This is a genomic window from Erysipelothrix enhydrae (assembly GCF_035066605.1).
Lineage (GTDB): Bacteria > Bacillota_I > Bacilli_A > Erysipelotrichales > Erysipelotrichaceae > Erysipelothrix > Erysipelothrix amsterdamensis.
In genome coordinates, this window is sequence record NZ_CP125807.1 from 573,920 (window position 1) to 599,139 (window position 25,220).

25 protein-coding genes are annotated in these 25,220 nt (G+C 37.1%); 5 read left to right on the forward strand and 20 right to left on the reverse strand.

What is annotated here, in order from left to right; translation table 11 throughout:
* Nucleotides 1–83 precede the first annotated feature (83 nt).
* Nucleotides 84–1,262, reverse strand: a complete 1,179-nt coding sequence (locus tag LLS04_RS02945; protein WP_323611827.1) for an acetyl-CoA C-acetyltransferase — start codon at nt 1,260–1,262, stop codon at nt 84–86.
* Nucleotides 1,263–1,522: 260 nt separating this feature from the next.
* On the opposite strand from LLS04_RS02945, the gene LLS04_RS02950 reads away from it, so the two are divergent.
* Nucleotides 1,523–2,668, forward strand: a complete 1,146-nt coding sequence (locus LLS04_RS02950; RefSeq protein ID WP_323611828.1) for a hydroxymethylglutaryl-CoA synthase — start codon at nt 1,523–1,525, stop codon at nt 2,666–2,668.
* Between the two features lie 20 nt (nt 2,669–2,688).
* Here the strand turns inward: LLS04_RS02950 and LLS04_RS02955 are convergent, their stop codons facing one another.
* Nucleotides 2,689–3,045: an MmcQ/YjbR family DNA-binding protein gene (locus tag LLS04_RS02955; protein WP_323611829.1), complete on the reverse strand. Its 357-nt coding sequence runs from the start codon at nt 3,043–3,045 to the stop codon at nt 2,689–2,691.
* Nucleotides 3,026–3,421, reverse strand: coding sequence for a VOC family protein (locus LLS04_RS02960; protein WP_323611830.1), 396 nt, complete (start codon nt 3,419–3,421; stop codon nt 3,026–3,028). The genes LLS04_RS02955 and LLS04_RS02960 overlap by 20 nt, the downstream gene beginning before the upstream one ends.
* Before the next feature lie 63 nt (nt 3,422–3,484).
* Between LLS04_RS02960 and LLS04_RS02965 the strand changes: the two genes are divergently transcribed.
* Nucleotides 3,485–3,664, forward strand: coding sequence for a hypothetical protein (locus LLS04_RS02965; RefSeq protein ID WP_003774282.1), 180 nt, complete (start codon nt 3,485–3,487; stop codon nt 3,662–3,664).
* A gap of 30 nt (nt 3,665–3,694) precedes the next feature.
* Here LLS04_RS02965 and LLS04_RS02970 read toward each other — a convergent pair whose 3' ends face one another.
* The 5 genes from LLS04_RS02970 to dtd all read right to left on the reverse strand — a co-directional run bounded on the left by LLS04_RS02970 (nt 3,695) and on the right by dtd (nt 6,782).
* Complete coding sequence (locus tag LLS04_RS02970) at nt 3,695–4,018, reverse strand: cyclic-di-AMP receptor (protein WP_013853459.1); 324 nt, start codon at nt 4,016–4,018, stop codon at nt 3,695–3,697.
* 114 nt (nt 4,019–4,132) lie between these two features.
* Nucleotides 4,133–5,236: a redox-regulated ATPase YchF gene (gene ychF, locus LLS04_RS02975; protein WP_123170910.1), complete on the reverse strand. Its 1,104-nt coding sequence runs from the start codon at nt 5,234–5,236 to the stop codon at nt 4,133–4,135.
* Nucleotides 5,237–5,440, reverse strand: a complete 204-nt coding sequence (locus LLS04_RS02980; protein ID WP_003774276.1) for a DUF951 domain-containing protein — start codon at nt 5,438–5,440, stop codon at nt 5,237–5,239.
* Complete coding sequence (folD, locus tag LLS04_RS02985; RefSeq protein ID WP_323611832.1) at nt 5,433–6,287, reverse strand: bifunctional methylenetetrahydrofolate dehydrogenase/methenyltetrahydrofolate cyclohydrolase FolD; 855 nt, start codon at nt 6,285–6,287, stop codon at nt 5,433–5,435. The genes LLS04_RS02980 and folD overlap by 8 nt, the downstream gene beginning before the upstream one ends.
* 39 nt (nt 6,288–6,326) lie before the next feature.
* Nucleotides 6,327–6,782, reverse strand: a complete 456-nt coding sequence (gene dtd / locus LLS04_RS02990) for a D-aminoacyl-tRNA deacylase (RefSeq protein WP_123170908.1) — start codon at nt 6,780–6,782, stop codon at nt 6,327–6,329.
* A 56-nt stretch (nt 6,783–6,838) separates the two neighbouring features.
* On the opposite strand from dtd, the gene LLS04_RS02995 reads away from it, so the two are divergent.
* On the forward strand, nt 6,839–8,098 hold the full coding sequence (locus LLS04_RS02995; protein WP_323611833.1) for a replication-associated recombination protein A: 1,260 nt from the start codon (nt 6,839–6,841) through the stop codon (nt 8,096–8,098).
* 17 nt (nt 8,099–8,115) lie between these two features.
* Here LLS04_RS02995 and LLS04_RS03000 read toward each other — a convergent pair whose 3' ends face one another.
* From LLS04_RS03000 to LLS04_RS03015, 4 genes are all read right to left on the reverse strand, one after another.
* Nucleotides 8,116–9,096 (reverse strand): acrylyl-CoA reductase family protein, encoded by a 981-nt coding sequence (locus LLS04_RS03000; RefSeq protein WP_323611834.1) that lies wholly within the window; start codon nt 9,094–9,096, stop codon nt 8,116–8,118.
* A 94-nt stretch (nt 9,097–9,190) separates the two neighbouring features.
* A complete protein-coding gene (locus LLS04_RS03005) occupies nt 9,191–10,927 on the reverse strand; it encodes a DEAD/DEAH box helicase (RefSeq protein ID WP_323611835.1) in 1,737 nt (578 codons plus the stop codon).
* A 215-nt stretch (nt 10,928–11,142) separates the two neighbouring features.
* Complete coding sequence (locus LLS04_RS03010; protein ID WP_323611837.1) at nt 11,143–11,898, reverse strand: exodeoxyribonuclease III; 756 nt, start codon at nt 11,896–11,898, stop codon at nt 11,143–11,145.
* Nucleotides 11,898–12,689, reverse strand: coding sequence for a hypothetical protein (locus tag LLS04_RS03015; protein WP_323611839.1), 792 nt, complete (start codon nt 12,687–12,689; stop codon nt 11,898–11,900). The genes LLS04_RS03010 and LLS04_RS03015 overlap by 1 nt, the downstream gene beginning before the upstream one ends.
* A gap of 109 nt (nt 12,690–12,798) precedes the next feature.
* Here LLS04_RS03015 and LLS04_RS03020 point away from each other — a divergent pair, with 109 nt between their 5' ends.
* Together LLS04_RS03020 and LLS04_RS03025 are read left to right on the forward strand one after the other, a co-directional pair.
* Nucleotides 12,799–15,231: a PD-(D/E)XK nuclease family protein gene (locus LLS04_RS03020; RefSeq protein ID WP_323611840.1), complete on the forward strand. Its 2,433-nt coding sequence runs from the start codon at nt 12,799–12,801 to the stop codon at nt 15,229–15,231.
* Nucleotides 15,218–18,340, forward strand: a complete 3,123-nt coding sequence (locus tag LLS04_RS03025; RefSeq protein WP_323611842.1) for a UvrD-helicase domain-containing protein — start codon at nt 15,218–15,220, stop codon at nt 18,338–18,340. Before LLS04_RS03020 ends, LLS04_RS03025 begins: the two co-directional genes overlap by 14 nt.
* Here the strand turns inward: LLS04_RS03025 and LLS04_RS03030 are convergent.
* The 8 genes from LLS04_RS03030 to LLS04_RS03065 all read right to left on the reverse strand — a co-directional run bounded on the left by LLS04_RS03030 (nt 18,316) and on the right by LLS04_RS03065 (nt 24,973).
* Entirely contained in the window at nt 18,316–18,738 is a 423-nt protein-coding gene (locus LLS04_RS03030) for an NUDIX hydrolase (RefSeq protein WP_323611843.1), read from the reverse strand. The two genes, LLS04_RS03025 and LLS04_RS03030, sit on opposite strands and share 25 nt — an antisense overlap.
* On the reverse strand, nt 18,731–19,702 hold the full coding sequence (locus tag LLS04_RS03035) for a ribose-phosphate diphosphokinase (protein WP_003774263.1): 972 nt from the start codon (nt 19,700–19,702) through the stop codon (nt 18,731–18,733). The genes LLS04_RS03030 and LLS04_RS03035 overlap by 8 nt, the downstream gene beginning before the upstream one ends.
* Before the next feature lie 6 nt (nt 19,703–19,708).
* Nucleotides 19,709–21,073, reverse strand: a complete 1,365-nt coding sequence (gene glmU / locus LLS04_RS03040) for a bifunctional UDP-N-acetylglucosamine diphosphorylase/glucosamine-1-phosphate N-acetyltransferase GlmU (protein ID WP_323611845.1) — start codon at nt 21,071–21,073, stop codon at nt 19,709–19,711.
* A gap of 178 nt (nt 21,074–21,251) precedes the next feature.
* A complete protein-coding gene (gene ispE, locus LLS04_RS03045; RefSeq protein ID WP_323611846.1) occupies nt 21,252–22,094 on the reverse strand; it encodes a 4-(cytidine 5'-diphospho)-2-C-methyl-D-erythritol kinase in 843 nt (280 codons plus the stop codon).
* On the reverse strand, nt 22,087–22,899 hold the full coding sequence (rsmA, locus tag LLS04_RS03050; protein ID WP_323611847.1) for a 16S rRNA (adenine(1518)-N(6)/adenine(1519)-N(6))-dimethyltransferase RsmA: 813 nt from the start codon (nt 22,897–22,899) through the stop codon (nt 22,087–22,089). The genes ispE and rsmA overlap by 8 nt, the downstream gene beginning before the upstream one ends.
* The gene (gene rnmV, locus LLS04_RS03055; RefSeq protein ID WP_254007022.1) at nt 22,883–23,440 is read right to left on the reverse strand and encodes a ribonuclease M5; all 558 of its coding nucleotides are present in this window, start codon (nt 23,438–23,440) and stop codon (nt 22,883–22,885) included. Before rnmV ends, rsmA begins: the two co-directional genes overlap by 17 nt.
* Nucleotides 23,441–23,535: 95 nt before the next feature.
* Nucleotides 23,536–24,342, reverse strand: a complete 807-nt coding sequence (locus tag LLS04_RS03060) for a 3D domain-containing protein (protein ID WP_003774258.1) — start codon at nt 24,340–24,342, stop codon at nt 23,536–23,538.
* Between the two features lie 163 nt (nt 24,343–24,505).
* A complete protein-coding gene (locus tag LLS04_RS03065; protein ID WP_003774257.1) occupies nt 24,506–24,973 on the reverse strand; it encodes a QueT transporter family protein in 468 nt (155 codons plus the stop codon).
* Nucleotides 24,974–25,220 lie beyond the last annotated feature (247 nt).

The following is a 25,220-nucleotide window of genomic DNA, read 5'->3' on the forward strand; positions in this document are numbered from 1 at the left end:
CTTTCCAAATTCCATACTATTATAGCATGGTTATGTCAAGGATTAAATATTAAACAATCGCGATAATCCCTGCAAAAAAGAACCTACTTTGTAGGTTCTTCTCGTTCAATCATCATTGCGACACCCATGCCGCCACCAATACATAACGAAGCAATACCACGTTTTGTATCTGAATGAATTAATTCATAAATTAAAGTTACCATAATACGAGCGCCAGATGCACCAATTGGATGTCCAATTGAGATTGCTCCCCCATTAACATTAACTTTATCTAAATCTAAATTTAAATCACGACAAACCGCTAACGATTGTGAAGCAAAGGCTTCGTTTAATTCAAATCGATCGACTGTATTTAAATCTGTATTTGTTTTCTCTGCTAAGGATTTAACTGCATAGTAAGGTGCATAACCCATAATTTCAGGATCGACCCCAACTTCTGAAAAACCTTTAATGGTAGCAATAACATCTAAATTCATTGCCTCTGCCTTTTCACGACTCATTAATACAAGCGCTGCAGCACCATCATTAACTCCTGAAGCATTACCCGCTGTGACAGTTCCATCAAGCTTAAAACTAGGTTTTAAACGTTGAAGACCTTCGAGAGTGGAATTTGTTCTGATAAACTCATCCGTATCAATCAACTCACGTCCGTTATTAACTGGAACAATTTCATCTTTAAAGAGCCCCGCCTCAAGCGCACGTGTAGCACGCATTTGTGATTCTAATGCAAACGCATCTTGATCCTCGCGGGATATATTAAATTGTTCGGCAACAGTCTCTGCTGTAACACCCATCAATTCATTGGTAAACGCGTCAACAAAACCATCTTTTTGAATTGTATCTTCTGTTTCTAAGTTTTGAAATTTCGAACCAAAGCGACCATTTTTTATTATGTGAGGTGCTTGTGACATATTTTCAAAACCACCCACAACTACAACATCCTTCTCACCAAGCATAATGGATTGCATTCCAAGATGAATTGACTTCATCCCCGAACCACACATCTCATTGATGGTCATGGCTGGTGTTGAATAGGGAATCCCTGAAAACACCGATGCTTGTCGCGCAGGGTTTTGTCCTAATCCTGTTTGGATGACATTACCCATTACTACGTATTCAACATCTTCCGGCGAAATCTTTGCACGATGAATCGCTTCTTTAATCACTGCAGTTCCTAATTCTACAGCTGAAGTCTTCAAGAAGCTTCCCCCGAATTTACCTATCGCAGTGCGCGCAGCACTGACTATAACTACGTCTCGCAAAAAATCACTCCTTCTAAAATGTCGGCTAGACAATTATACCGTTTACAATTTATAAACACAACATTTTCCTTAACGCCTATCTCTATCTCGAACATTAGTTTACCATTTGAGAAGAAAAACCGCTCATTTTCACACAAGATACCATAAGTTTATGCTTAAATAACCCTACTTCGTGTGAATTATTCTTGAATTACACATAATTTTTGCTTATTATCCAAGAGACTATTATAATGAGAGCATATTGAAAAAGGAGATATTCCATGGAAATTGGACTAGATAAAATAGGGTTTTATGCCCCATTAACGTATATAGATATGGTTGATCTTGCGAACGCACGCGGGATTGACCCGAACAAATATACGCTCGGACTTGGACAAGATCTACAAGCTGTATGTCCTATATCACAGGATACAGTTACTTTAGGCGCTAATGCTGCTTCAAAAATCTTGACTGATGCGGATAAAGACGCCATCGACCTTGTGATTCTCGCTACCGAATCCGGTATTGACCAATCCAAAGCAGGTGCAACCTCAATTCATACATTATTAGGGATTAACCCCTTTGCACGTTGCATTGAAATCAAGCAAGCGTGCTATGGCGCAACTGCAGGGCTTCAACTTGCAAAAGGTCATATTGCTTTAAATCCAAGTAAAAAAGCGTTGGTTATTGCAAGTGATATTTCACGATACGGTCTGAATACTGGTGGCGAAGCAACTCAAGGAGTTGGCTCGGTAGCGATGTTAGTAAGTACCGATCCAAAAATCATGACGTTGGAAGCAAACGCTTCTTATTTCTCAGATGATATTTGGGATTTCTGGAGACCCAATTACAGTGATGTTGCTTTTGTAGATGGAAAATACTCGAACGAACAATACCAGAGACTATTCACAACTGTATATGAGGATTATCTCAATAAAACAGAACGCACGATCGATGATTTCAAGGCACTCTGTTTCCATATCCCTTATACAAAGCTTGGGTTAAAAACGCTAAAGCTCATCGCAAACGAAGAAACACATCCAACCCTTTTTGAAAACTTTAAAAAGAGTACTCACTATAACCGTCAAGTCGGTAATATTTATACTGGATCGCTCTACTTAAGTCTACTCAGTCTCCTCGAACAAGGATCCTTAACTGCAGGAGATCGTATTGGGTTATACAGTTATGGTTCTGGAGCTGTTGGAGAATTCTTCACGGGAATCTTACAACCAAATTACAAAGATCATTTGCTCAAGACACATCAAACAGATCTTGATCGACGTACAAAGTTAACAATTACTGAATATGAAGCACAGTTTAAAGCTCAACTTGTTATCGATGGAAGTCATCAAATACTCAAATCGGACGCATCGAAATATACACTTGAGTCTGTTTTCGAACATCGACGTTACTACAAAATAAAATAAAAAGTTCCTACCGGAACTTTTTATTTTATCTCATTCTGTACTTTCTTAGTGAGACTTTCAAAAATCAATTCATACGATTCGTTAATCAGTGTTTCAATAAGTGTTTCGTCCACACCCTTATCAAGACGAATTGAGATCCAATGAACTTTATTCATATAATATCCTTCAGTAATGATACCGGGATACATTTCGCGATAACGAGCACCTTCACTGGGTTCCGCCTTCACAGTTACAATCGAATCCCCCTCTTTATTCGTACCCCTCATTAAATACATTTTTCCGCCGACAAGCGCACGTTCTGCATTCCATTCTTCTTTAAAATCATATACAGTCCCTTTATTTTGAAGACTTGCTTGTTTAATTTTCTCCGGTTTCATAGGGACCTCCCGCAAGGGTAATCACCACACCATCAGGGTCCGTCAGAGCAAATTCCCATGTATCATAAAATGTTTTATGAAGCGTTTTTACTAAGTTAGGATGCGTCTTAAGTCGTTCATATTCCGCTTCAACATCTTCAACTTTAATAAAAAGTGTTAAGGAAGGATTGATTGAATCTGTTTTAAGACTTGGATATTCACCAATCAAAGTTTCCTTTTCTTCAAGCATTAACGTTGTTTCACCAATACCAAGAATTGCGAATATAGTGACCGATTCAGTCTCCACTTTATCATAAACAACCATGTTTAAAACATCTTGATAAAACAGGATACTTTCATTCACATTTGTGACCATTAAATTGGGTGTTAGTTTCATTGCGCTACCGCCTTTATATTTATTAGTAAATCGTATAGAATAGGGATGAAAGAGGGGTAAGGTATGGCATATTATAATTATCATGCGAAAGCAAAACAACTGATTGCCGATGGACATCTCACTCATTTTGAAATTGTGGATAACTGGAATGGTATTAAACCCGCACTTGTCCTCTATTTTGATAATAACCGGCCCATGCCCATACGGGAATATCGATGGCCAGAATACTTTGAATTAATTTAAAAAGAAAGAACGCTCACGTTCTTTCTTTTTTTAAAGTTTATGGAATTGTTCTACATCCATAACAAATACTGTTGCGCCCCCAACTTGAACTTCCACAGGGAATGATGCATAACGTCCGATATCATAGGATGCTGTAGATGGTACGACTTCCGTACGTTTACTACATTCATTACCAATGATTTCTAAACATCCTTCCACGCGATCATCATCAACACCGATAATTAATGTTGTGTTCCCTGCGCGTAAGAATCCTCCGGTTGTAGCGAGACGTGTTACTTGATAGTTTTCTTTATTTAATGCATTTGAAACTACAGAACTGTCATCATTTGAAACAATAGCTAATACTAATTTCATAAGATTCCCTCCTCTTACCTTTGTTTCATTATACCATAAAATAAATCGATGGTTCTTTTTTTTATTATCATAAAACCCCCTATCCAATTTAATGGAGATAGGGGGTTCTTTTCACTAATTATTAAATCTAAAGTGTACAATATCGCCATCTTTCATGACGTATTCTTTACCTTCAGAACGCATTTTCCCTGCTTCTTTAATTGCTTGTTCGCTTCCGTATGCTTCTAAATCTTCCACATTATAAGTTTCAGAACGAATAAATCCTTTTTCAAAGTCTGTATGAATCACACCAGCACATTGCGGCGCTTTCATACCATCCACAAAGGTCCAAGCACGAATTTCTTGAGGACCTGCCGTAAAGAATGTACGTAAGTTTAAGATTTCATAGCTATTTCGAACTAAGACATCTAAACCACTCTCTTGCACACCTAAGTCGGATAAAAATGCTGCTTTTTCATCATCTTCAAGACTTGATAAATCTTCTTCGACTTTTGCACATACAGGAATTACACGACATGAACGTGCCTCCGCATAAGCTTTTACTTTTTGGTACATTTCATTACTCTCAATATCCATAAGACTGTCTTCATCGATATTCGCTACATAAATAACAGGTTTAATAGTTAAGAAATGGAATGTACGCGCAAGTTTCTCATCATCTTCATTTAAGTTTAGATCACTTAAAGGACGGTTATTTTCAAGTGTTTCTTTAGCACGATCCAATAACTTCATTTCTGCCATTGCTTCTTTATCATTGGATTTAGCTTTTCGGCCTACACGTGAAATTCGGTTTTCCACACTTTGTAAATCGGCAAGCATCAGTTCAATTTCAATAATTTCGATATCTGAGATTGGATCTCCAACAATACCGTGCTCATGCACAATATCCGAGTTCGCAAAACAACGCACAACATGCACGATGGCATCTACTTCACGAATATTTGATAGAAATTGATTTCCTAATCCTTCACCTTTTGAAGCCCCTTTTACAAGTCCCGCAATATCGGTGAACTCAAAAGTTGTAGGGATAATCTTCTTAGACTCAATAAATTTTTGAATTGTGTCAAGTCGTGGGTCGTTTACTTTTACAACACCGACGTTTGGTGCAATCGTCGCAAATGGATAGTTTGCTGCTTCAACCTGTGACTTCGTGATTGCGTTAAATAATGTGGATTTCCCAACGTTTGGTAATCCAACAATTCCTGCTGTTAATGCCATCTATAATTCCTCGTTTCTTTCGATTACTTTTTTTAATTTTTTTTCAAAATCTTGGCGTGTGAGCATAATGACCGACCCACACCCTTCGCACTTAATTTTAATATCTGCACCCATACGTGTAATTTTAAAATACTGTGATTTTTTGCATGGATGATCTTTTTTCATTTGTACAATATCACCTAAACCATATGTTTTATCAATCATGCTGACACTCCTTAAGTTTATATGCAATCATTGTATTTTCCAATAAACTGGCTATTGTCATCGGGCCTACGCCTTTAGGAACTGGCGTCGCATAAGCTGCAATCTCATAAGCGTGACGATCTACGTCACCTCTTAGATTCCCATCTACGCGATGAATCCCTACATCAACAAGTACGTGTTGATCTGAAATCCATGAAGATGGAATTGCTTCGGGTTTACCCATGGCAACCACAATTATATCATTAGATCGAACAAGTTCCTCTAAGTTTTTTGTTTTTGAGTGTGCTAACGTTACCGTCGCATTCTTTTGGGTTAAAAGCGTTGAAACTGGCTTACCTACAAGACGACTTCGTCCGATCACTAATGCACGTTTACCTTCAATCTCCACATTATACCAATCTAATAATCGTACAATCCCTTTAGGCGTACACGAAACAAATCCTGGACGATTTAATTCCAAATATCCAACATTCAATGGGTGTAATCCATCTACATCTTTTTTGGGATCAATAGCTTCAATAATAACATTCTCATCAATATGTTTCGGTAACGGCAACTGTACCAAAATACCATCCACATGTTCATCGTGATTTAATGTGTGAATGATTTCTAAAAGTGCTTCTTGGGTTGTATCTTCTTCACACGAAATAGCCTGCGAAGAAAACCCTACAGACTTACATTGTTTTACTTTAGAGTTCACATACGTTTGGGAAGCAGGATCATCGCCTACGATCACAACCGTTAGTGAAGGCGCACGTTTACCCTGTTTGATCAATACTTCCGTTTCATCTTTTAATGAAGCTCGTATCGCTTTTGAAACAGCTAATCCATCAAGTATTGTTGTCATGTTATCATCTCCAATTAACGTCTATAATAATACCACACCTTAAATTACCTTACCATCTTTAATATTAAGCACGATGGTGATTGGTCCATCATTATCCAAAACAACATTCATATGTGTTTGGAAAATCCCCGTTTCAACATCAATGCCATGATTTCTTAATCCCGCATTAAATGCCTCAAACATCGTATTTGCTTGAGTTGGTTCCATTGCATTACTAAAACTTGGTCGATTCCCTTTACGACAATCCGCAGCTAATGTGAACTGAGAGATTGAAAGAATCGCTCCACCAACATCTTGAATACTTAAATTGATCTTTCCGTCTGCATCATCAAATAAGCGGATTGACGCTATTTTATCCACTGCCTTTTTAATATCTGCATCTGTGTCACCTGTCTCCATCCCAACAAGAAGCATATAACCTTGCTTAATTTCTCCTACTACTTCTTGCTCAACGATGACCTTTGCCTCTTTAACTTTTTGTATAACGATTTTCATGAAATCACCTCATCTCTATTCTACCGTAAACATGGTACAATATATAGGGTGATTTTATGAACAAACCATTAGCATTCCGAGTAAGACCTGAAACGATTGATGATATCATCGGACAAGAACATTTACTTGGTGAAAATCAAATTTTACGAAATGTTGTTGAGAGCGGTAACCTGCATTCCATGATATTCTTTGGACCTCCCGGTACGGGAAAAACAACGACTGCGATGGCCATCGCTAATTCGTTAAAACGACCGTATCGTCTTTTTAATGCGGTTACTGATAATAAAAAGAAACTTGATGCTCTTTTTCTTGAAGCCGAAATGAGCAGTGGTCTTGTTGTGATTATCGATGAGGTTCATCGTTTAAATAAAGATAAACAAGATATTTTACTACCACATGTGGAAAGTGGTCTGATCACGATGATTGGTGCAACGACTGCAAATCCTTATTTTTCGATCAATCCCGCAATTCGATCACGCGTACATTTATTTGAATTTAAACCGCTCAATTATAATAATATTGTGTCCATACTTAAGCGTGCTTCTTCTGTATTTGAAAACGATCAAGTCGTGCAGGAGGATGTGCTGGAATCCATCGCTTCAAGTTGTAATGGCGATGCACGTTATGCCCTTAATGCACTTGACCTACTCGTACAGTCCACTCGTGATGACATCATCACAGAAAATCATCTTGAAAAACTAAGTCTCTCTGTTAATATTTCCATGGATAAAGACAGTGACAATCATTATGATGCCCTCAGTGCATTCCAAAAGTCAATTCGTGGAAGTGATGTGCAAGCAGCACTCTATTATCTTGCGAAATTAATTCATGTTGGCGATATGGATTCCATCGAACGACGACTTATTGCGATTGCATATGAAGATATTGGTCTTGCGAATCCCGCACTATGTGCCCGTGTTGTCACTGCAATTGATGCCGCAAAACGTATTGGATTTCCAGAAGCCAAACTACCATTAAGTGTCGTTGTAATTGAGTGTGCACTATCTCCGAAATCAAAAGCAGGAGAACATGGTATTGATGCTGCTTTAAAAACAGTGCGCGAAACAGCACACCAAGTGCCACAATATCTTCGGTTAAATGCTGTCGGTGTTGATGACAAAGATATGTATGATTATGAGCGTAATGATTTGTGGCATAAAATCCAATACTTACCCGATGAACTTAAAAACGAAGAATTCTATCGTCCTCAAAATCTAAATTCTGCGGAAAAAACATATGCTTCAAATTATGAACAACTAAAAAAAGTTCAACGTACTAATAACTTAAGAAAGCTCAAAGAAAAAAAGAAACCGTAGACATCTACGGTTTCTTTTTATAATTTCACAATTGTTCGCCCCATCATTTTACCTTCAAGAATATCTTCAAGTGCTTGAGGTACATCTTCTAAATTTATCTCACGATCACAAAGTGCTTGAATATTACGTGGTTTATAGTCTGTAGCAATTAATCCCCACAGTACATCTTTAAGATTATTGTTCACAGAATCAATCCCAATCACTTGGGTTCCTCGTAAAATAAATGGAAATACGGTAGTTTCAAATTTCGCTCCCGCGGTATTACCACTTAGTAAATAAACACCTTCGTAATTGAGATGTGGTAAGAGATAGGAGCTGTATTTACCGCCGATTGGATCAATTACAGCGGTCCACATCATCTTTCCAAGTGGTTTGAGAGGTTCCGCAGTCAGTTCATCTGGATGCAGAACTTCTTTTACATTTAAAGCGTCAAAATAATCACGTGCAATTTCTTTTTTACGACTTACAGCTGTGACTGGGTATCCAAGTCGATCTAGAATTGCACATGCAACAGAACCAACACCACCGCTTGCCCCTAAAACCAACACAGGTTCACGTTTCATTGGATTTGTTTGTTGCATCATACGATAAACTGAAAGTGCAGCAGTATAACCTGCTGTTCCAATAATTGCCGCAGTCTTTAGACTGAGTGATTCGGGGAGTAATGTCACTTCCGAAGATGGAACACAAGCATATTCCGCAAAACCACCCGTTTGATATTTTAAGATATCGTGACTGGTTACAATAACTTCATCACCAATATGGAATTTATCCACTTTCGATTCAACAATCGTACCGGTGAAATCAATGCCAACAACTATAGGATATTCTCCTACAACGCGTGTCTTGGGTCTCATCGCAAGTCCGTCTTTATAGTTAACACTGGCGTAAGAGACCTTGATTAAAACGTCATGATTTAGGTCATCTGTATTGAGTATCTTTATTTCCGGTATGACATTATCTTGATTGATATTTAAAACGAGCGCTTTATATTCCATAAGACCTCCTAGAGTGTTGTTATTGATATAATAGCATAAATAGTAGCATTTTCGAATTAAGCACAAAAAAAAGATGGGTAAACCCATCTTTTTGCTATCCTTTGTTGCTACGACGACCTTGATCGCTTGAACGTTTTCCGCCATCGCGACGTCCACCACCATCACGGCGACCTCCGTCACGGCGACGATCGTTTCCACCGCCACGACGCGAGTCACGTCCTCCGCGTCCGTTACGTCCACCACGTGGTGTTGGTTGTGCAAATTCATCAACCATAGTAACGGTCACATCTTTACTATTAATTTTTGTGTCTGATAATTTATTAATAATATCTTGTGCAAATTCACGAGGAACTTCCACGGTACTTTCATTGTCATCAATTTTGATACGTCCGATATCTTTTCCGCGAATTCCACTTGCAGTTGCAATTGCACTTACAAGGTGAGCTGCAGCGATACCATCACGGTCTCCAACTGATAGTCCAATACGTGATATTTCACCTTTATTCTTAACATCTTTTTGTTTTGAAACTTTGATTGCTTCTAAGTTTGATTCACTAATCATCTTATTAATGAAAGCAACAATAATTTCTTCCTGTGTAAAGTTCTCATTACGAAGACCTTCATACGCGATATTAAAGAGTTTACCTTGTTCATGATCATTCCATTTACGGATTTCACGAGCAAGTTGATCTACCATTAAGTCGTTTAATTGCTCCTTAGTTGGTAGTGGTGTTTCAACAATAGTTGAATTTGATAAACGTTCGATTTGCTTAATTGCATAACGTTGTCTACGTGATACTAAAGTGATCGCAAGACCTTCTTTACCAGCACGACCTGTACGTCCAATACGGTGTACATAATATTCTAATTCTTGAGGTATATCGTAGTTAATAACTACATCCATACTGTCAACATCGATTCCACGTGCTGCAACATCGGTTGCAATTAACACAGAAACCATACCTTTTTTAAAGCGGCTCATTACCATTGAACGCATTTCTTGTTTCATGTCTCCATGTAACCCTAAAGCAGGGAATCCCGCTTTATTTAATTGCGTTGTAAGTTCATCAACCATTTTTTTGGTATTACAGAATATCATTGTTCCACTTGTTTTATGCAATTGTAATAATTGAATTGTTAAATCAACTTTATCTCTTGATTCAACAGTGTAATAGATTTGTTTAATACGAGAAACAGTTAGATTGTTACGAGATAGTGTGATTCTTTCTGGTTCAACCAAAAATTTCTCGCTTAATTTAACGATTTCCTTAGGCATTGTTGCTGAGAAGAATGCGAATTGGCGTTCTTCAGGAAGGAATGAAAAAATTTCTTCAATATCCTCAATAAATCCCATATTTAGCATTTCATCAGCTTCATCCAAGACAATATGACGGCAATCATCTAAACGGATTGTCTTACGTCGAATATGATCCATTAAACGACCCGGTGTTGCGACTACAATGTCTGCACCACGTTTAAGGTCTCTAATTTGTTTATCAATAGGGCTACCACCGTATACACATGCGATATTAACGCCTTGTTTATACTTCGAGAAACTTCTCATTTCTTCAGCCACTTGCATACATAACTCACGTGTAGGACATAGGATTAACGAATTTGTTCGTTTCTTATCTCCAGGTTGAGTCAAACTTAGCATTGGTAACCCAAACGCCGCAGTTTTACCTGTACCTGTTTGAGATTGAGCTAATAAGTCATGATTACCAAGCAATATTGGAATTGCCTGTGATTGTATATCAGTTGGCTCTTCATAACCTTTTTCGGTTACTGCTCTTACGATTTCTTCTTCTAATTCTAGTTCTTTAAATGTCATTAATTTTCCTACTTCTTTCAACACACCGTGATAGTATACCATTATCATCGACAAAAGTCATGGATTTACACCGATATCGTTTAATCATTTTTAAGATACCGTTTACATTGTGTGCGTGATTGTGAGTATACAACGATTATCATTAACATTAAATTTTCACCGGATTCACAATTGCATAAAAAAACTCTTGATGCGAAATCATCAAGAGGTAGCTCTTAGAAATTGAGTTTAATCATTACTGGACAATGGTCACTTCCAAGAACCTGATCGAGAATATCTGCCGCTTCAATGGCATCTCTTAATCGCTCTGAGACAACGAAGTAATCAATTCTCCATCCTGTATTTCGACTCCGTGCATTGGCACGGTAACTCCACCAGGAATAACGGTCGATTGCGTTTGGATGTAATTCACGGAACGAATCAATAAATCCAGCTTCTAAGAGATTCGTAAATTGTTCACGTTCTTGATCACTAAAGCCTGGGTTTTTACGATTCGCTGAAGGATTTTTCAAGTCAATCTCTTTATGAGCGACGTTTAAGTCCCCACACAAGACAACAGGTTTTGTTTCATCCAACATTTTAAGATATTCCCTGAAATCATCTTCCCATTGCATACGGTAATCGATACGTTTTAATTCTGGTTGTGAGTTGGGTGTATAAACACAAACGAGAAAGAAGTCTTCATACTCACATGTTATGACACGACCTTCCGTATTATGTTCGTCTTCCTGAATTCCGTAGGTAACATTAAGTGGTTTTATGCGTGTATAAACAGCAGTGCCAGAATATCCTTTTTTCTCTGCATAGTTATAATATGCATAATAGCCTTCTGGATCATAATCTAATTGACCCGCTTGCATTTTGGTTTCTTGAAGACAAAGAACATCTGTGTCCATTGCTTCAAAAATCCCTTCAAAATCTTTTTTCATAACGGCACGTAAACCATTAACATTCCACGAAATTAGTTTCATCATATCCTCCAAAGTTCACTAAATGGTATAAATTCTATTTTATTACAATGTTCTTTTGCTTTTTGGCGATGTAATTTGATATCGCCATTGTTTATTTTAAGTAAGGTGTCCTTATCCATCATATATTGAACATACAGCATTTTTTTAAGTAAATACCATGATGCGATTGTTTGGTGAATTCGATCTGCTCGACCTTGTGGGTCATCGCGAAGACTTTGGTTGATATACGTAATGTTTTCTTGGCCTTTTGCGATGGCTGTTTCAATAAGCATTTCTGTATCACGATAATGTCGACGATCTTGTTCGCGTTGAAGTGATGCAATCGTTGGTCGATCACTTGGTAATATCTTCAACAATTCCAATATAATCTCAGTTTCTTCAATTGGTAATACCAATACATTATGACGATAAGCCCCTAAGATTCCACCTTGTTCGGTTAAGCAGTAGTAAATTCCTTTTGCTTCAAGATAGTTACGATCAACAAGGATTAATGCGAATTCTCGTTCTTGTCCTTCACTATACAAAATTAAGGGCGCTTTAATATAACCTTTCGGAATTTTATGGACATCTTTATAGCGTATAATTTTATTCGCTACTAAATCTTTATTTATATGGATGCGGACATTTTCCATAACACGTATGGAATCATCCATTTCTAATACATTTTCAAGTAATTCTTTATATTGAGCAGTATCAAAGTTTAAATAGTCCTCGAGAAAACCATTAAATGTACATTCATGGCCCCCCTGGCGTTTATCTTTGATCTCACTCATAGCATAAACTAACCCCATAGTTTCCCCCTTTGTTTACTTCTATATCATGACATATTTAAGGAATTTTTAAAAGACCCATACACTTCCACTCATTATCCCTTATAATTGATATTAAAGGGGGATTTTTATGCACAAAATCATCGTTAGTAATCGAATCTTCCATGAAGATTTAAAGCATATCTTATTATCTGAACAAAATTACTATCTCGGAGTAGCTGTTCGTGATTTTAAGCTTGCTTTTTTTGAATCGGATACACACCGTCGCTCTATGGAAATTTCGGTGTTTAATCAACTCCAAACCTGTAATTGCCCTCGTCTTCAAGAAGTCTTGAAATATCCTAAGACGATGCATGTACTTATAGACTTATTACAAGAACTGTATTTATATGGTTTGAGTTTGGATGCTTGTCCTCATGAAACACCCTTGCAAGAAGAAATCTTTCAATGTTTATCCCTTATTGATCCATATCTTGAGAAACCAGTTGTGCGAGAAGATGTGGCGTATGAAGCGGTTGCTTACGGATTATCCCATGCGGAGTACACGTTTTTAACGCGTCATAACATTCCTTTTATTGAAGCACAATCTCAAAAACCTGAGTCAATCGCTTTTAAAGTTGCTTTGAATCCTCGAAGTGAACTCGAAGCCGTTGTGCAGGATATCATTCGTAATGGGTACAAATCAGCAACCATTGCAGTTGCGAACAAATCGATGATGGAACCACTTATCGAATCGATTTTCGAGCGTTATGGTTATCCACTAAAATTACAAGATCGTCGATTTGATCTCATGAAATCTCAATATCGTGCTTTACTCGATTTCGCATTTGACCCAAATATTCATCAATTAATTAAAGCAATCGAGTCAGGAGCATTTGGTTTAAAACGTCGTGAAGATATCGTTACTTATCTCACCCATTTTGAATTTGAACTTAACGATGTCTTTGGCGTTTATGATTTATGTGGGGAAACTGAATCTTACCCTGATTTATTTGCACTACAAAGTTGTATTCAAGAGGACGTTGTTCGACTCAAAGAATATCTCGGTGCGATAATGAATTTAGATTTTAAAGAAACCCTGATTGCTTGTTATAACGTTATCAAAAGTCATACACATGGTGACTTAACGCCGCTTTGTTCTTTACTTGAAAAACATTTAGGAGAATACAAAGAGGAAACCTATCTATTAATGTTGGAGCATCTTGATTCACTTCAAGCACATCAACAAAATGTTTCCCCACTCCGTATCGTTGATTATTGTTCACTCCCACTCATACCACAAGATCATTTATATGTCGTCAATTTATCCGCTAAAAATTTCCCGACTATTCGATCACGGACTGGGATTATTGATGAGGCATACTTGAGCTGTATTAAGGGTTATCCACGATTAGATGAACGTACGCAATTCACACTTAAAATGCAAAATCACGTTTTTGATCATAATGCCAATATGACTCTATCGTATAGCTCCGCAACGTATGAAGGAAAAGGCCAAGAGGTTTCTTATCCCGTTGAGCAATTTGCACGGGAAAACAACGCAGCCCTTGAATCTTGGATTTTAACTCAAAACACATATCGGAAATCCATCAAACACCGCCTAAGTCCATCGCTTGCGAAAGAAATTTACTTAGAAGATGGAAAACTTATCGGTTCCATATCCGCATTTCAAATGTTTTTAAATGACCCCTATCAATTTTTTATGGAACGAGGTCTTAAAATTCGAGAACCTGAGATTCTTAAATTTGATCCACGCATTATTGGTACAGTTAATCATGCTGTAATGGAGTATTACCACGATAAAAAAAATATTGATCCATGGACTGATGTTCGTAAAGTATTTCCAATGACTCATCCGCGCTATCGTATGATCTACGATCGAAATCAAGATTTAATGAAACAAAATCTTGATTTTGTCGATGCTTCAATGGCCGATACATCATTTCAGGTTGTATCTAAAGAGCGGTGGTTCCGTGAAGAAACAATGTTTAATGGCATCGTGCTTCGCGGTATTATTGATCGTATTGATGAAAATGACCATTATGTACAAGTTATCGATTACAAAAGTTCTCAATTAGCAATGACCGCCGAAAACGTTAAAGCCGGTACACAGTTGCAATTACTTACGTATGCGATGATTGCGGAGAAAGCATTTCAAAAAAAATGTCTCGCTGTTTACTACTACGGATTTAAAAATCCAAACCTAACAACAACCGCTCTTGAGTATAAAGTCGCGAAAGGTGTTATTGTAAAAGACATCGATTTCGAGGCAGAATGGCTCAAAGCAAAACGCTATAAAGGTTGGTTGTTTGAACAACCCTTAGACTCTTATGATAGTGCAACCTATTTTGGTGGTTTGCGTGAATCAAAAGATGGGGTTATCACTGCTTGGACAAAACCTTATGATATGAATAAAATAAAACCACTTCTTACCCAGATCTATCAAACCATCTATTCTGATGTTATGAATGGAGTTTTAGATCCTGAGGATTCAAGTATTGAAATTGACAAGGATTTAGATTTAAAGAAAGATGATGAGGAAATAAAACATGACGACATTTAATCCCCAGCAACAACAAGCCATTGAAGCGTTAAATCAAAATGTAATTGTATCCGCATCTGCTGGAGCGGGTAAAACTATAGTTTTAATTGCGCGTTTAATGAAGCGAATTATTCAGGATAATGTCCGTATTGATGAAGTGTGTGCTATGACCTTTACCGAGGCGGCCGCATCCGAGATGAAAACACGTTTGCTTGCATCACTTAACGACGAATATCGAAAACATGAATCCGATTTTATCGCAGAACAAATATCTTTAGTTGAAACAGCGCAGATTTCCACAATCCACTCGTTCTGTCTTACAGTTATCAAAAACTATGGTTATATTATTGGGGTAAATCCTTCACGTGCTGATAATATCCTTGACGACGCCCAGACAAAGTTACTTCAACGGCAAGCTATGCGAAAAACTTTTGATCGATGGTTGCAAGATGACTACGACAATCTTAAATATCTACTCGATGTTTTCTCAACAAATCCTCTGGATTACAAATCCTTAGAAAATGCAATTTACAATAACGCTAATTGGCTAATCAGCAAGAAAGATCCGGAAAGCGCGGTTCAATCTGTTAAAGCACTTCATAGCATCAACGATTTCAATGACTTTCCACAAGAATTTAAACAAATCTTCTTTGATTTTTATCTTCGTCAAGTACGTGAGATTATTAAAGATGTTCAAGGTATTATTGCAATCTCAGATGAATCATATGATCCAAACGATAAAAAAGGTAAGAAGTATTTTGATCAAAGTTCAATGTTGCTTCAAGTTATTGAAGGACTCCGAACTTTAGAATCACTAATCCGTCAACAAGATATCTCATTTTATGACCAAATACCGACGGTATGTAATTTCAAAGTAATTGCGGATACAAAAAATGATGTTTATACCGAACAGCGAAAACGAATCGAGAAAACAGTCAATCGAATTTTTGAGAATTACATGCAATTGGATGAACACTTCCAATTACTAAACAATCAATTAGAAACCGTTTCGCTCTTAATTCAAATGACCCAAGATTATTTAGACGCTTTCTCATCGTTGAAAGAAGAAGAAAACTGTTTAGACTTCAACGATTTTGAATCTATGGCACTTCGTATCCTTAACGAGAATAATGGCGAGATCTCGGATCTGGTAAAACAGAAATATAAAGAAATAATGGTTGATGAATTTCAAGATACTAATGAATATCAAGATGAAATCATTACTAAAATATCGACTGGTAATAATATTTTTAGAGTTGGTGACATTAAACAATCGATTTATCGATTCCGTGGTGCCAAACCTAATATCATGCAGAATTTAATGCTTGATGATACAACCCAAAATTTATACCTTAGCTTTAACTACCGTTCAAAAAAAGATATTGTTGAGTACAATAACTACGTATTTGATAAACTTATGAACCTCACATTTGGAATTACTTATGATGAACATGATCATGTAAATGTTGGGATTCCTGCTCAAAGCGAAGATACACACCCTGTAGAAATTCATATTATTGAAAAACTTGATAACCGTTTTAATAAAACATCTGATCAACTCCGTGCCCAACATATTGCTCAAGAGATTATTAATTATCATAGCCAAGGCTATCGCTTTAAAGACATGGTAATTTTAGTTCGATCCCATGCAAGTAAAGGGTATCTCAAAGAGGCTTTCGAAGAATATAACATCCCTCATTATATTGATGATCAAAGCGGCTTTTACAAGTCCGAAATCATCGCTTCTGTTGTCGCTTTACTTAACTACGCGACGACATTCCATGATTTTTATCTTGTGCCAGTACTCACATCGCCATTCTATAATTATTCTGACGATCAAATTGCAGCTCTTAAACTCATGGATGCTTCAAGTATTCGAAAAGCACTTGAAATAGAAAATCCTGAGCTTTATGAATCCCTTGATACCATGGTTTTATCATGGCGTTCTAAAGATCTCATTTCGATTATTCAAGAGATTATTCAACTAAACGATGTCTACAATAACGATCTTTCGCTACAAGATAAAACGAACTTGGACTTTCTACTTGAAAAAGCAATCCAGTACCAAGAATCTTCAGTCCCAACCTTGCAAGGCTTTGTACGATTTGTTGCCGAGTTTAAGGATGATACAAGCAGCGAAGCATCACCTTTAAATAAAGATGCAGATATCGTAACTGCCATGACCATCCATCAATCTAAAGGATTACAATTTCCAATTGTCTTCTTGTGGGGGATGGGACGTCATGCAGTGCGTGACCACAGCGATATTTTACTTAATGACGATGCCTTTGGCGTTGGCTTGAATCATGTTGAATTGCCGATGCGCTTTGTTTCACGTAATCTCATTCGAACGGTTATGGAGATTAAACAAGATAATGAAGAGATTGAAGAAAACCTTCGGTTACTCTATGTAGCGCTAACCAGACCACAAAAACATCTTATTCTTGTTGATGTGGTAAAAGAGTATCAACCAGCATCTTTAGATTATCAATTACTTCGAAACCATAAACGAAAAGTTGATTTACTTCTTGCTGCGAGTCCTCACAATACCGTTTTACGAGTTATCGATGGCATGGAACTTACAGAAAACAGTCTCAGCCCCATCAAACAAGATCAAGTCTCCTCAATTTTCACGGAGAAATTGGCCCTGTCTTTAGATCAAGAAGTTCCAATCCTTACTAAAAATCGCGATTTAAATTTCGATAAGTCATTTGAATTTGCCACAGGTTTTGGTTCTACCTTACACGAGGCGGTAGAAAAGCTCCCTCATAGACTGTGGACTGAAGCTGATCTTGAGAATTTCGAACCGAAATTCAAGCACAGACTTCAAGCTTATAACGAGCATCCTTTTACTCAAGAACTTTATCGTTATCCACATATCCAACAAGAAATGCCTTATCTAATCGATGGCGATGCTGGTGTTATTGACTTCTATGTGTACAACAAATCAGAACTGATTCTTGTCGACTTTAAAAGTGATAATGCTCCTTTAGAAATTATTGTTGAGCGTTATGAAGATCGGATCAAAGCATATAAAAAAGCCCTCGGTATCATATACCCAGAGCTTTTAATTAAAACATATATCTATAGTTTCCACTTAAATCATTACATACCTTGCTTGGATTCATAAATTAAATCCATCATATGTTTGATATTACCTTGACCCGCAAAACGCGTGTCATCCGAGAAATTCTCTGTTATGGGCATCCATAATAGGGGATTTTTTTCTGGAACGAGAACTACTTCGTGGTTAAGGTAACCGTAATATACTTGCAACTCGATACCGTCCTCAAAATATTGCGTAAAAAACAATGGTCTGATTTCGATATCATCTACGGTTATTCCACTTTCCTCAAATAGTTCTCGATAGGAACCCTCTATATCGGATTCTCCTGGATTCTTTTTGCCTCCGACAAAGTTGTAGAGTCCTTTATAAGGATTCTTTTGTCGATGACACATCAAAACGTTTTCGGCCTTTGTGTCGAAAACGATAACGAGATTAACTTTAAGAAATGTTTGACTAGTCATTGAATAAATCAAAGAGTGTACTTACAGGAGTATGTAATTGAATCGCTTCAATTGCTTTCGCAAGCATATATCCAACAGAAATCTCTTTAATTTTCGGCTCTTGACGTGCTTCTTCTTTTAGAGAAATTGTATTTGTAATCAATAACTCTTTAATATCAGAATTTGAAATGCGCTCAATAGCAGGTCCTGAAAGAATACCATGTGTACATGCACAATAAACTTCTTTAGCACCTTTTTCATATAACATATTGATTCCACCCATGAGTGATCCAGCTGTATCAACCATATCATCAATAACAACGGCAATTTTTCCATCAACATCACCAATTAAGTTCATTGCTTCCGCAACATTTGGTTTTGTACGACGCTTATCGATAATTGCGATTGTTGAGTTAGGAATTGTGTCTGAAAGACGACGCGCACGAGTTGCTCCACCGTGGTCTGGTGATACAACAACAACTTCATCTTGGAAGTCTTTATTTCTATAGTATTGACCAATCATTGCAACTGCAGTGAGGTCATCTGTAGGAATATCAAAGAATCCTTGAATTTGTGGTGCGTGCAAGTCTATTGTCACAACACGGTCTGCTCCGGCTGTTTGTAATAGATTTGCCATCAATTTTGAAGTAATTGGTTGACGTGCACGAGCCTTACGATCTTGGCGTGCATATCCATAATATGGCATAACAATTGTAATTTCTTCTGCAGATGCGCGTTTACATGCGTCAATTGCAATAAGAACTTCCATATATGTTTCACTTACTGGTGAACTTGTAGATTGGATAATGTAAACATGTTTTCCACGAACAGAAACAAGTGGTTCAATCAAGATTTCACCGTCTGCAAAATGACGTACATCAATCTTACCGCGTTCTAAATCTAAATGTTCACAAATCTCATCTGCTAGTTCTACGTTCGACGATAACGCAAAAATAACTGTATTGTCTTTCATTTCTTCTCTCATAGTCTTTTATTTACCCTCTTTATTCTTGTATTTCGCACCATATCCAGGTTTGTTTTCCTGACGAGGCCGTGCAATAGCCATCTCCCCATCAGCAACATCGCCATTAACTGTCGATCCTGCCGCCACCACTGCATTTTCCCCTATAGTAATTGGCGCGATTAGGTTTGCATTGCTTCCGACAAATGCTCCATCGCGTACTTCAGTTTGATATTTCTTCTTGCCGTCATAATTTACGGTTACGACGCCACAGCCAATATTAACTTTATTTCCAATTATTGCGTCACCTAAATATGTCAAGTGTGCACAGTTTGAATAGTCCCCGAATTGAGTGTTTTTGAACTCAACATAATTTCCAACTCGAGCGTGAGAACCTACAACTGTATTCATTCTAAGGTGTGATGACGGTCCCAATGTTACAAAATCTTTAACTTCACTGTTTACAATGCGAGATGCATCAATCGTGGAATTTTCACCAACAATTGCATCTTCAAGCCAACAGTTCGGTAAGAGCGTAGTTCCAGTACCAATAGTTGTATTACCATAAATATAATTATTAGGGTAAATCGTTACATCTTCCGCAATCTTAACATCCGTACCAATGTACGTTGATTGTGGATCCATAATCGTTACACCATTCGCAAGATGCTTTGCATTTACGCGTGATTGTAACCATTTATTCGAGACATTAAGCTGCATACGATCATTGACACCTAAAAACTCTTGGTGATCTGATACACGTAAAGATTGAATTGAATGACCATTCTTTTTCAAAATCTCTACGAGACGAATGAGATTAATCTCTTCTGTAACTTCCTCATCACGAATCTCTGGTAAATATTTAAAAAGTAACTCATTGTTTACACAATAAATACCAAGACTGATTTCTGTAATCGACACTTCGGATTCTGTCAAATTACGGTAATCGATAATCCGATCAATGTGTCCTTGGTTATCACGTACAATACGACGATAAGTCCCCGGGTTTTGTAATTGCGCAGAGATAACCGTTAAATCATGCCCCTCATGCTGTTCATAGATATGATTTAGCGTCTCTGGCTGAATCAATGCACAATCTCCAAATACTAAAAGTGTAGAACCTTCTTTTCCATGAAGTTGCTGTGCTTGCAATACAGCATCTCCAGTTCCAATTTGTTCGCTTTGGAATGCATATTCAACACGATCGCCCAAGTAGGATTCTACTTGCTCATTTTGGTGTCCTGTAACAACTACAATTTTATCGGTATTAACCGCTTCAAGATGATCGACTAAATGACCAATCATAGGCTTATGAAGTATTTCATGCATAACCTTGTTTCGATTTGATTTCATTCGGGTACCTTTACCCGCTGCTAAAACAATTGCATATTTCATTGTGACCGCCTCCGCAACCATTTTAACACATTTCAAACTGTTACATTCGGTAAAACCGTCATATTTCATAAAAGTAAATGTAAACTATGGGTGATATGTCCCTTATCATGTGTTTTATAATCAACTTTCGGAATTTAATCCTATAAAAAAGAGTTCTTTGTGAAAACAAGAACTCAGTTTAATCATTAGATTTTAAAATTCTCCCATACTTAATAAAGGGATAGTCTAAAACAAGTGTCTCATATGCCTCCATGACCTTCTCTTTTTGATCGGAGAGACCGTATATAGAGGTTCCACTTCCACTCATACAAACACCCTCGAGCCCTTGTTTCTCAAGGATACGTACTACTTTCTTCAGCCTTGTATTACGTTTAATAACAGGCTGTTGGAAATCATTATGTGTATTCTCAACTAAAGCCTTGTAATCATTGTTATGAATTGCCTCCAAACAACGATTAAACATCTTCAGATCAGTAAAGTCTTTAAATCGTTTTAAAAAGGACTTTGTACTTACACCAAAACTTGGTTTGATAATAAGATAATAAAGATCCATATCCAAATCTAAAGGTGTTAATACATCGCCAATCCCTTCCACAACCATCGGTTGATTAAAAAGACAATAAGGGGTGTCTTCGTCAATTTGACGTGCAATCTGAATTAATGCTTCATCCGTAAGATTTAACTGGTACATTTCATCAATCATTCGAATGACACAAGCTGCATCTGCACTCCCTCCCCCAAGTCCTGCTTGCGCGGGGATATTTTTCACGATACGTACTTTAAAGTTATCTTCAATATTAAATTGTCGTTTCATGATCATGAGTGCTTTAAAAACTGTATTTCTTTTGTCATTAGGTAAATATGTTTTATCTGTTTCGATATGCATGGTGTCATGTTTCTCTAGATAAACCATATCAAAAAGATCAATAGGGACGATAATATTCTTGAAATGAAGCATATTATCAACCCTTTTTTCTGCGTGCAAATAGAGTGTTATCTTTGCATACGCTTTTTTACGCATATAAAGCTCCATAAAGACGGATATAATCATCAAAGGTTAAATAATCCGCACGAATGTTTGTTTCAAGCCCTAAAGACTCTAAAACACTCGCATAATCAACATCTTTATCAATTGTCTTCAAATTATTCACTAATGTCTTACGTCTAAACTGGAAACACTTCTTAACAAATTCAAAAAATGTTTTCTCATCATAAGGCATTGTTTGGTGTTTCGGTGTTAGTTTAATAACAATACTCTCAACACCTGGTCTCGGATGAAACGATTCCTTCGAAACTTTTAGAACAGTCTTCACATCAAAATAATATTGCATTTGAATCGAAAGCGAACTATAGTCCTTTGTTTGTGGATGCGCTCCAAGACGATCTGCAATCTCTTTTTGAACCATAATCGTCATCGCGACGATATCCAACTCCATCAATCTAAAAAGAATTGGAGTTGTAATGTAATACGGCAAATTCGCACAAACCGTTATTGGTTCTGTATACATGCTTAAATCCGCTTTTAAAAAGTCCTGGTGAATAACATTCACATTATCATATTCTTCAAGTGTTTCATTTAATATTTCAACCATATGAGGATCGATTTCATAGGCAATAACTTTATCGTACGTTTCCGCCAGCTGTTGCGTTAGAGCACCTAAGCCAGGACCAATTTCTAAAACAGTTCCTCCTGCACCACTTTGTGATGCGATATTGCGGACAACCGAAGGATCAATAATAAAGTTTTGTCCAAAGTGTTTCTTTGCGCGTCGTTCATAGCGACGTAATAATTCCATACTCACGGAATAGTTAGCGATTGTTTTCATAATTACTCTCTTTCAAAACCATTAGGCAGTCTGCTTTTGTAATGTTAAGCATATTTAGATATTTCAGGCATGATTTCGCATTTGATTTAGGAAAACGGAACGCCTCCGATAACAAATCACGACGCAATGCACTATCACTTGCGCCACTGAGTCCCAATGATTGGAATTCATGAAGCGTTAAGGATTCATTGTTTAAAGCAAAAGTAGAGCAGGTACTTAGAACCTCGACAATATCATCACAGTCTGCATGTTCAATACCTACTTTTTGTTTCTTTTTTGTTTGTAAGACATGAAGCGATGCATGTTTGCACGATCCGACCGTCTCAATAATACGACGTCGAATCATTTCACCGGGTCCATCAGGATCGGTAAAAACAATGATGCCACGTTCTTCATTCATTCTTTTACATAATGCTAAGAATTCTGCAGACATGTGGGTGCCACTGGACATAATAACATCGGCATCAACACATTTAAGGATTTTCTCCTTATCGTGCTTTCCTTCTACAACAATTACTTCTTGTATCTTTAGTTTGTTCATGGCTCAATTATATCATGTTTTAAAAACAAAAAAAACCGAGTAAACTCGGTCTTTGTTGATAGGACCTTTGGCTACTTAAGACCCTATCATTAGCTTTAACAGCCGTTACCCACGCTTATAATTTCAACATGAGCATTCTGAACTGAACCTTGGGTTACGCCCATATTGGTTTCTGTACCAACAAACAAGTCAATTTTTGACCCTTGAATGGCACCACCACGGTCCAATACTATTGCACGGAACGGTACATTGTACTCAATTCCTTTACCACTTACTGTGTGGTTTGATATCTCAACGATCGAGCACATTGGAATTGAGCTTGATGTTGCGATGATGTAATATCCGTTATATGTAATTCCTGGCAACCAAGAACCGTCTCCTTGTTGAACTGCTGTTGTACTTACACGAACTCCGGCAGCAGTACCGCCTTCACCCGCACTGTTCATATTACAGCCGTCACAATCAACTCCGTATCGTGTAATACGGCTTGCTTCGTAATAAGCACCTGCTTGAGCTTTTTGTCCACCTTCGTAAAGTGTGGGCGTTGTTGGCTCGATGACCGCTGCTTCAGGAATTTCTACACGTGATAACAATTCGTCTTTTATGTTATATGTTTCTTTGTATTTTGTTGTTTTTGTACCACGTACACCATCTTGTGTCTTGGCATAGATCCAACTGGCTCCACCCGAGACAACCTCAGAAGCTTCGCGTTCTTCAACACCAGGCTCTTCTAAATCTTCAATTTTTTCGCTAATTTTAAACCTATAGGGTTCATCGCTATTTTCAGCGATGTCATTAAGTACTGGATAGGTAATATCCACATTGGCGTCCGCATTCACGGCACATCCACTAATGATTGTTACCATGACCACCATGTAGATAATCACTAAGTATTTCTTCATTAAAATGTCTCCTTTCAAAAAAGACCTGTGAAGAATAGCATAAGAATATTTGTTTGGCAAATAATTTTACGTTTCGCTTGTTTGTGAAGACGCTGTGAAATTAAAAAACTCACTATCTAAGTGAGTTTTGGCGTTATCAATTCAATTGTGGGAAATTATGTGATTATCCAAAAATTTCTTGCATCTTGGTATTTTTCTTAAGTGGCTTAATCAAGAAAATGCCTGGTACAAATGTTGCGATAAATTCACCTAAAAATACCCAGCCCATAGCTGGTAAGTAAGGAACATTGAGAACATAACCTAACATTGCTCCCACAATAATCCCATTCACAAGTGCTGGCCACACAAGCGCTAAATGATCATCTTTTGTAATACTCATTAATAAACATGTAATTGCTGTTGCTAAAGTCCCAAAAATTACATCAAGAATTCCTGCATCACTTACAAAATTCGCTAATAGACAACCAATAATTAATCCATAAGCGTGTTTTCGGTTAAATAAAACAAGAATCAACATAACTTCCGAAATACGAACTTGCATAAAGCTATATGAAATGGGTTTTAGAAGAACCGTAACTGCAATATATACTGCCGCAATTAATGCCTCTAAGGCTAAATCTTTTGTTTTCATATTATTACCTCTCTTAATATCGTTTGTATTATATCATAAGTCTTTCAAATTAATTTTAATATTTATGGTTTTCCAAATTTTTGCGAGTCAATTTCCCCCCATAAATAATGACTTTTTTTTCGTATTTCCTATCCTTATATATAGAGCGGTTATTTCCCTATAAGAATCTTGCTTTTTTTCACTTGAAAATACGTATGATTATTTTGGATTTTTCTTCTTTATTATTCTAATGAAACGTCTATTTTAG

Bases quoted from the DNA above. Each gene is read 5' to 3' on its own strand.
- LLS04_RS03035 (WP_003774263.1), bottom strand. From the start codon at position 19,702: ATGAGAGAAGAAATGAAAGACAATACAGTTATTTTTGCGTTATCGTCG.
- LLS04_RS03030 (WP_323611843.1), bottom strand. From the start codon at position 18,738: ATGACTAGTCAAACATTTCTTAAAGTTAATCTCGTTATCGTTTTCGAC.
- glmU (WP_323611845.1), bottom strand. From the start codon at position 21,073: ATGAAATATGCAATTGTTTTAGCAGCGGGTAAAGGTACCCGAATGAAA.
- LLS04_RS02980 (WP_003774276.1), bottom strand. From the start codon at position 5,440: ATGATTGATAAAACATATGGTTTAGGTGATATTGTACAAATGAAAAAA.
- LLS04_RS02965 (WP_003774282.1), top strand. From the start codon at position 3,485: ATGGCATATTATAATTATCATGCGAAAGCAAAACAACTGATTGCCGAT.
- LLS04_RS03065 (WP_003774257.1), bottom strand. From the start codon at position 24,973: ATGAAAACAAAAGATTTAGCCTTAGAGGCATTAATTGCGGCAGTATAT.
- LLS04_RS02970 (WP_013853459.1), bottom strand. From the start codon at position 4,018: ATGAAATTAGTATTAGCTATTGTTTCAAATGATGACAGTTCTGTAGTT.
- LLS04_RS03020 (WP_323611840.1), top strand. From the start codon at position 12,799: ATGCACAAAATCATCGTTAGTAATCGAATCTTCCATGAAGATTTAAAG.
- LLS04_RS02955 (WP_323611829.1), bottom strand. From the start codon at position 3,045: ATGAAACCGGAGAAAATTAAACAAGCAAGTCTTCAAAATAAAGGGACT.
- rsmA (WP_323611847.1), bottom strand. From the start codon at position 22,899: ATGAAAACAATCGCTAACTATTCCGTGAGTATGGAATTATTACGTCGC.
- rnmV (WP_254007022.1), bottom strand. From the start codon at position 23,440: ATGAACAAACTAAAGATACAAGAAGTAATTGTTGTAGAAGGAAAGCAC.
- LLS04_RS02960 (WP_323611830.1), bottom strand. From the start codon at position 3,421: ATGAAACTAACACCCAATTTAATGGTCACAAATGTGAATGAAAGTATC.
- LLS04_RS03060 (WP_003774258.1), bottom strand. From the start codon at position 24,342: ATGAAGAAATACTTAGTGATTATCTACATGGTGGTCATGGTAACAATC.
- LLS04_RS03025 (WP_323611842.1), top strand. From the start codon at position 15,218: ATGACGACATTTAATCCCCAGCAACAACAAGCCATTGAAGCGTTAAAT.
- LLS04_RS03010 (WP_323611837.1), bottom strand. From the start codon at position 11,898: ATGAAACTAATTTCGTGGAATGTTAATGGTTTACGTGCCGTTATGAAA.
- dtd (WP_123170908.1), bottom strand. From the start codon at position 6,782: ATGAAAATCGTTATACAAAAAGTTAAAGAGGCAAAGGTCATCGTTGAG.
- LLS04_RS03015 (WP_323611839.1), bottom strand. From the start codon at position 12,689: ATGGGGTTAGTTTATGCTATGAGTGAGATCAAAGATAAACGCCAGGGG.
- LLS04_RS03000 (WP_323611834.1), bottom strand. From the start codon at position 9,096: ATGGAATATAAAGCGCTCGTTTTAAATATCAATCAAGATAATGTCATA.
- ychF (WP_123170910.1), bottom strand. From the start codon at position 5,236: ATGGCATTAACAGCAGGAATTGTTGGATTACCAAACGTTGGGAAATCC.
- LLS04_RS02995 (WP_323611833.1), top strand. From the start codon at position 6,839: ATGAACAAACCATTAGCATTCCGAGTAAGACCTGAAACGATTGATGAT.
- ispE (WP_323611846.1), bottom strand. From the start codon at position 22,094: ATGCGTAAAAAAGCGTATGCAAAGATAACACTCTATTTGCACGCAGAA.
- LLS04_RS02950 (WP_323611828.1), top strand. From the start codon at position 1,523: ATGGAAATTGGACTAGATAAAATAGGGTTTTATGCCCCATTAACGTAT.
- folD (WP_323611832.1), bottom strand. From the start codon at position 6,287: ATGACAACAATACTTGATGGATTAGCTGTTTCAAAAGCGATACGAGCT.
- LLS04_RS03005 (WP_323611835.1), bottom strand. From the start codon at position 10,927: ATGACATTTAAAGAACTAGAATTAGAAGAAGAAATCGTAAGAGCAGTA.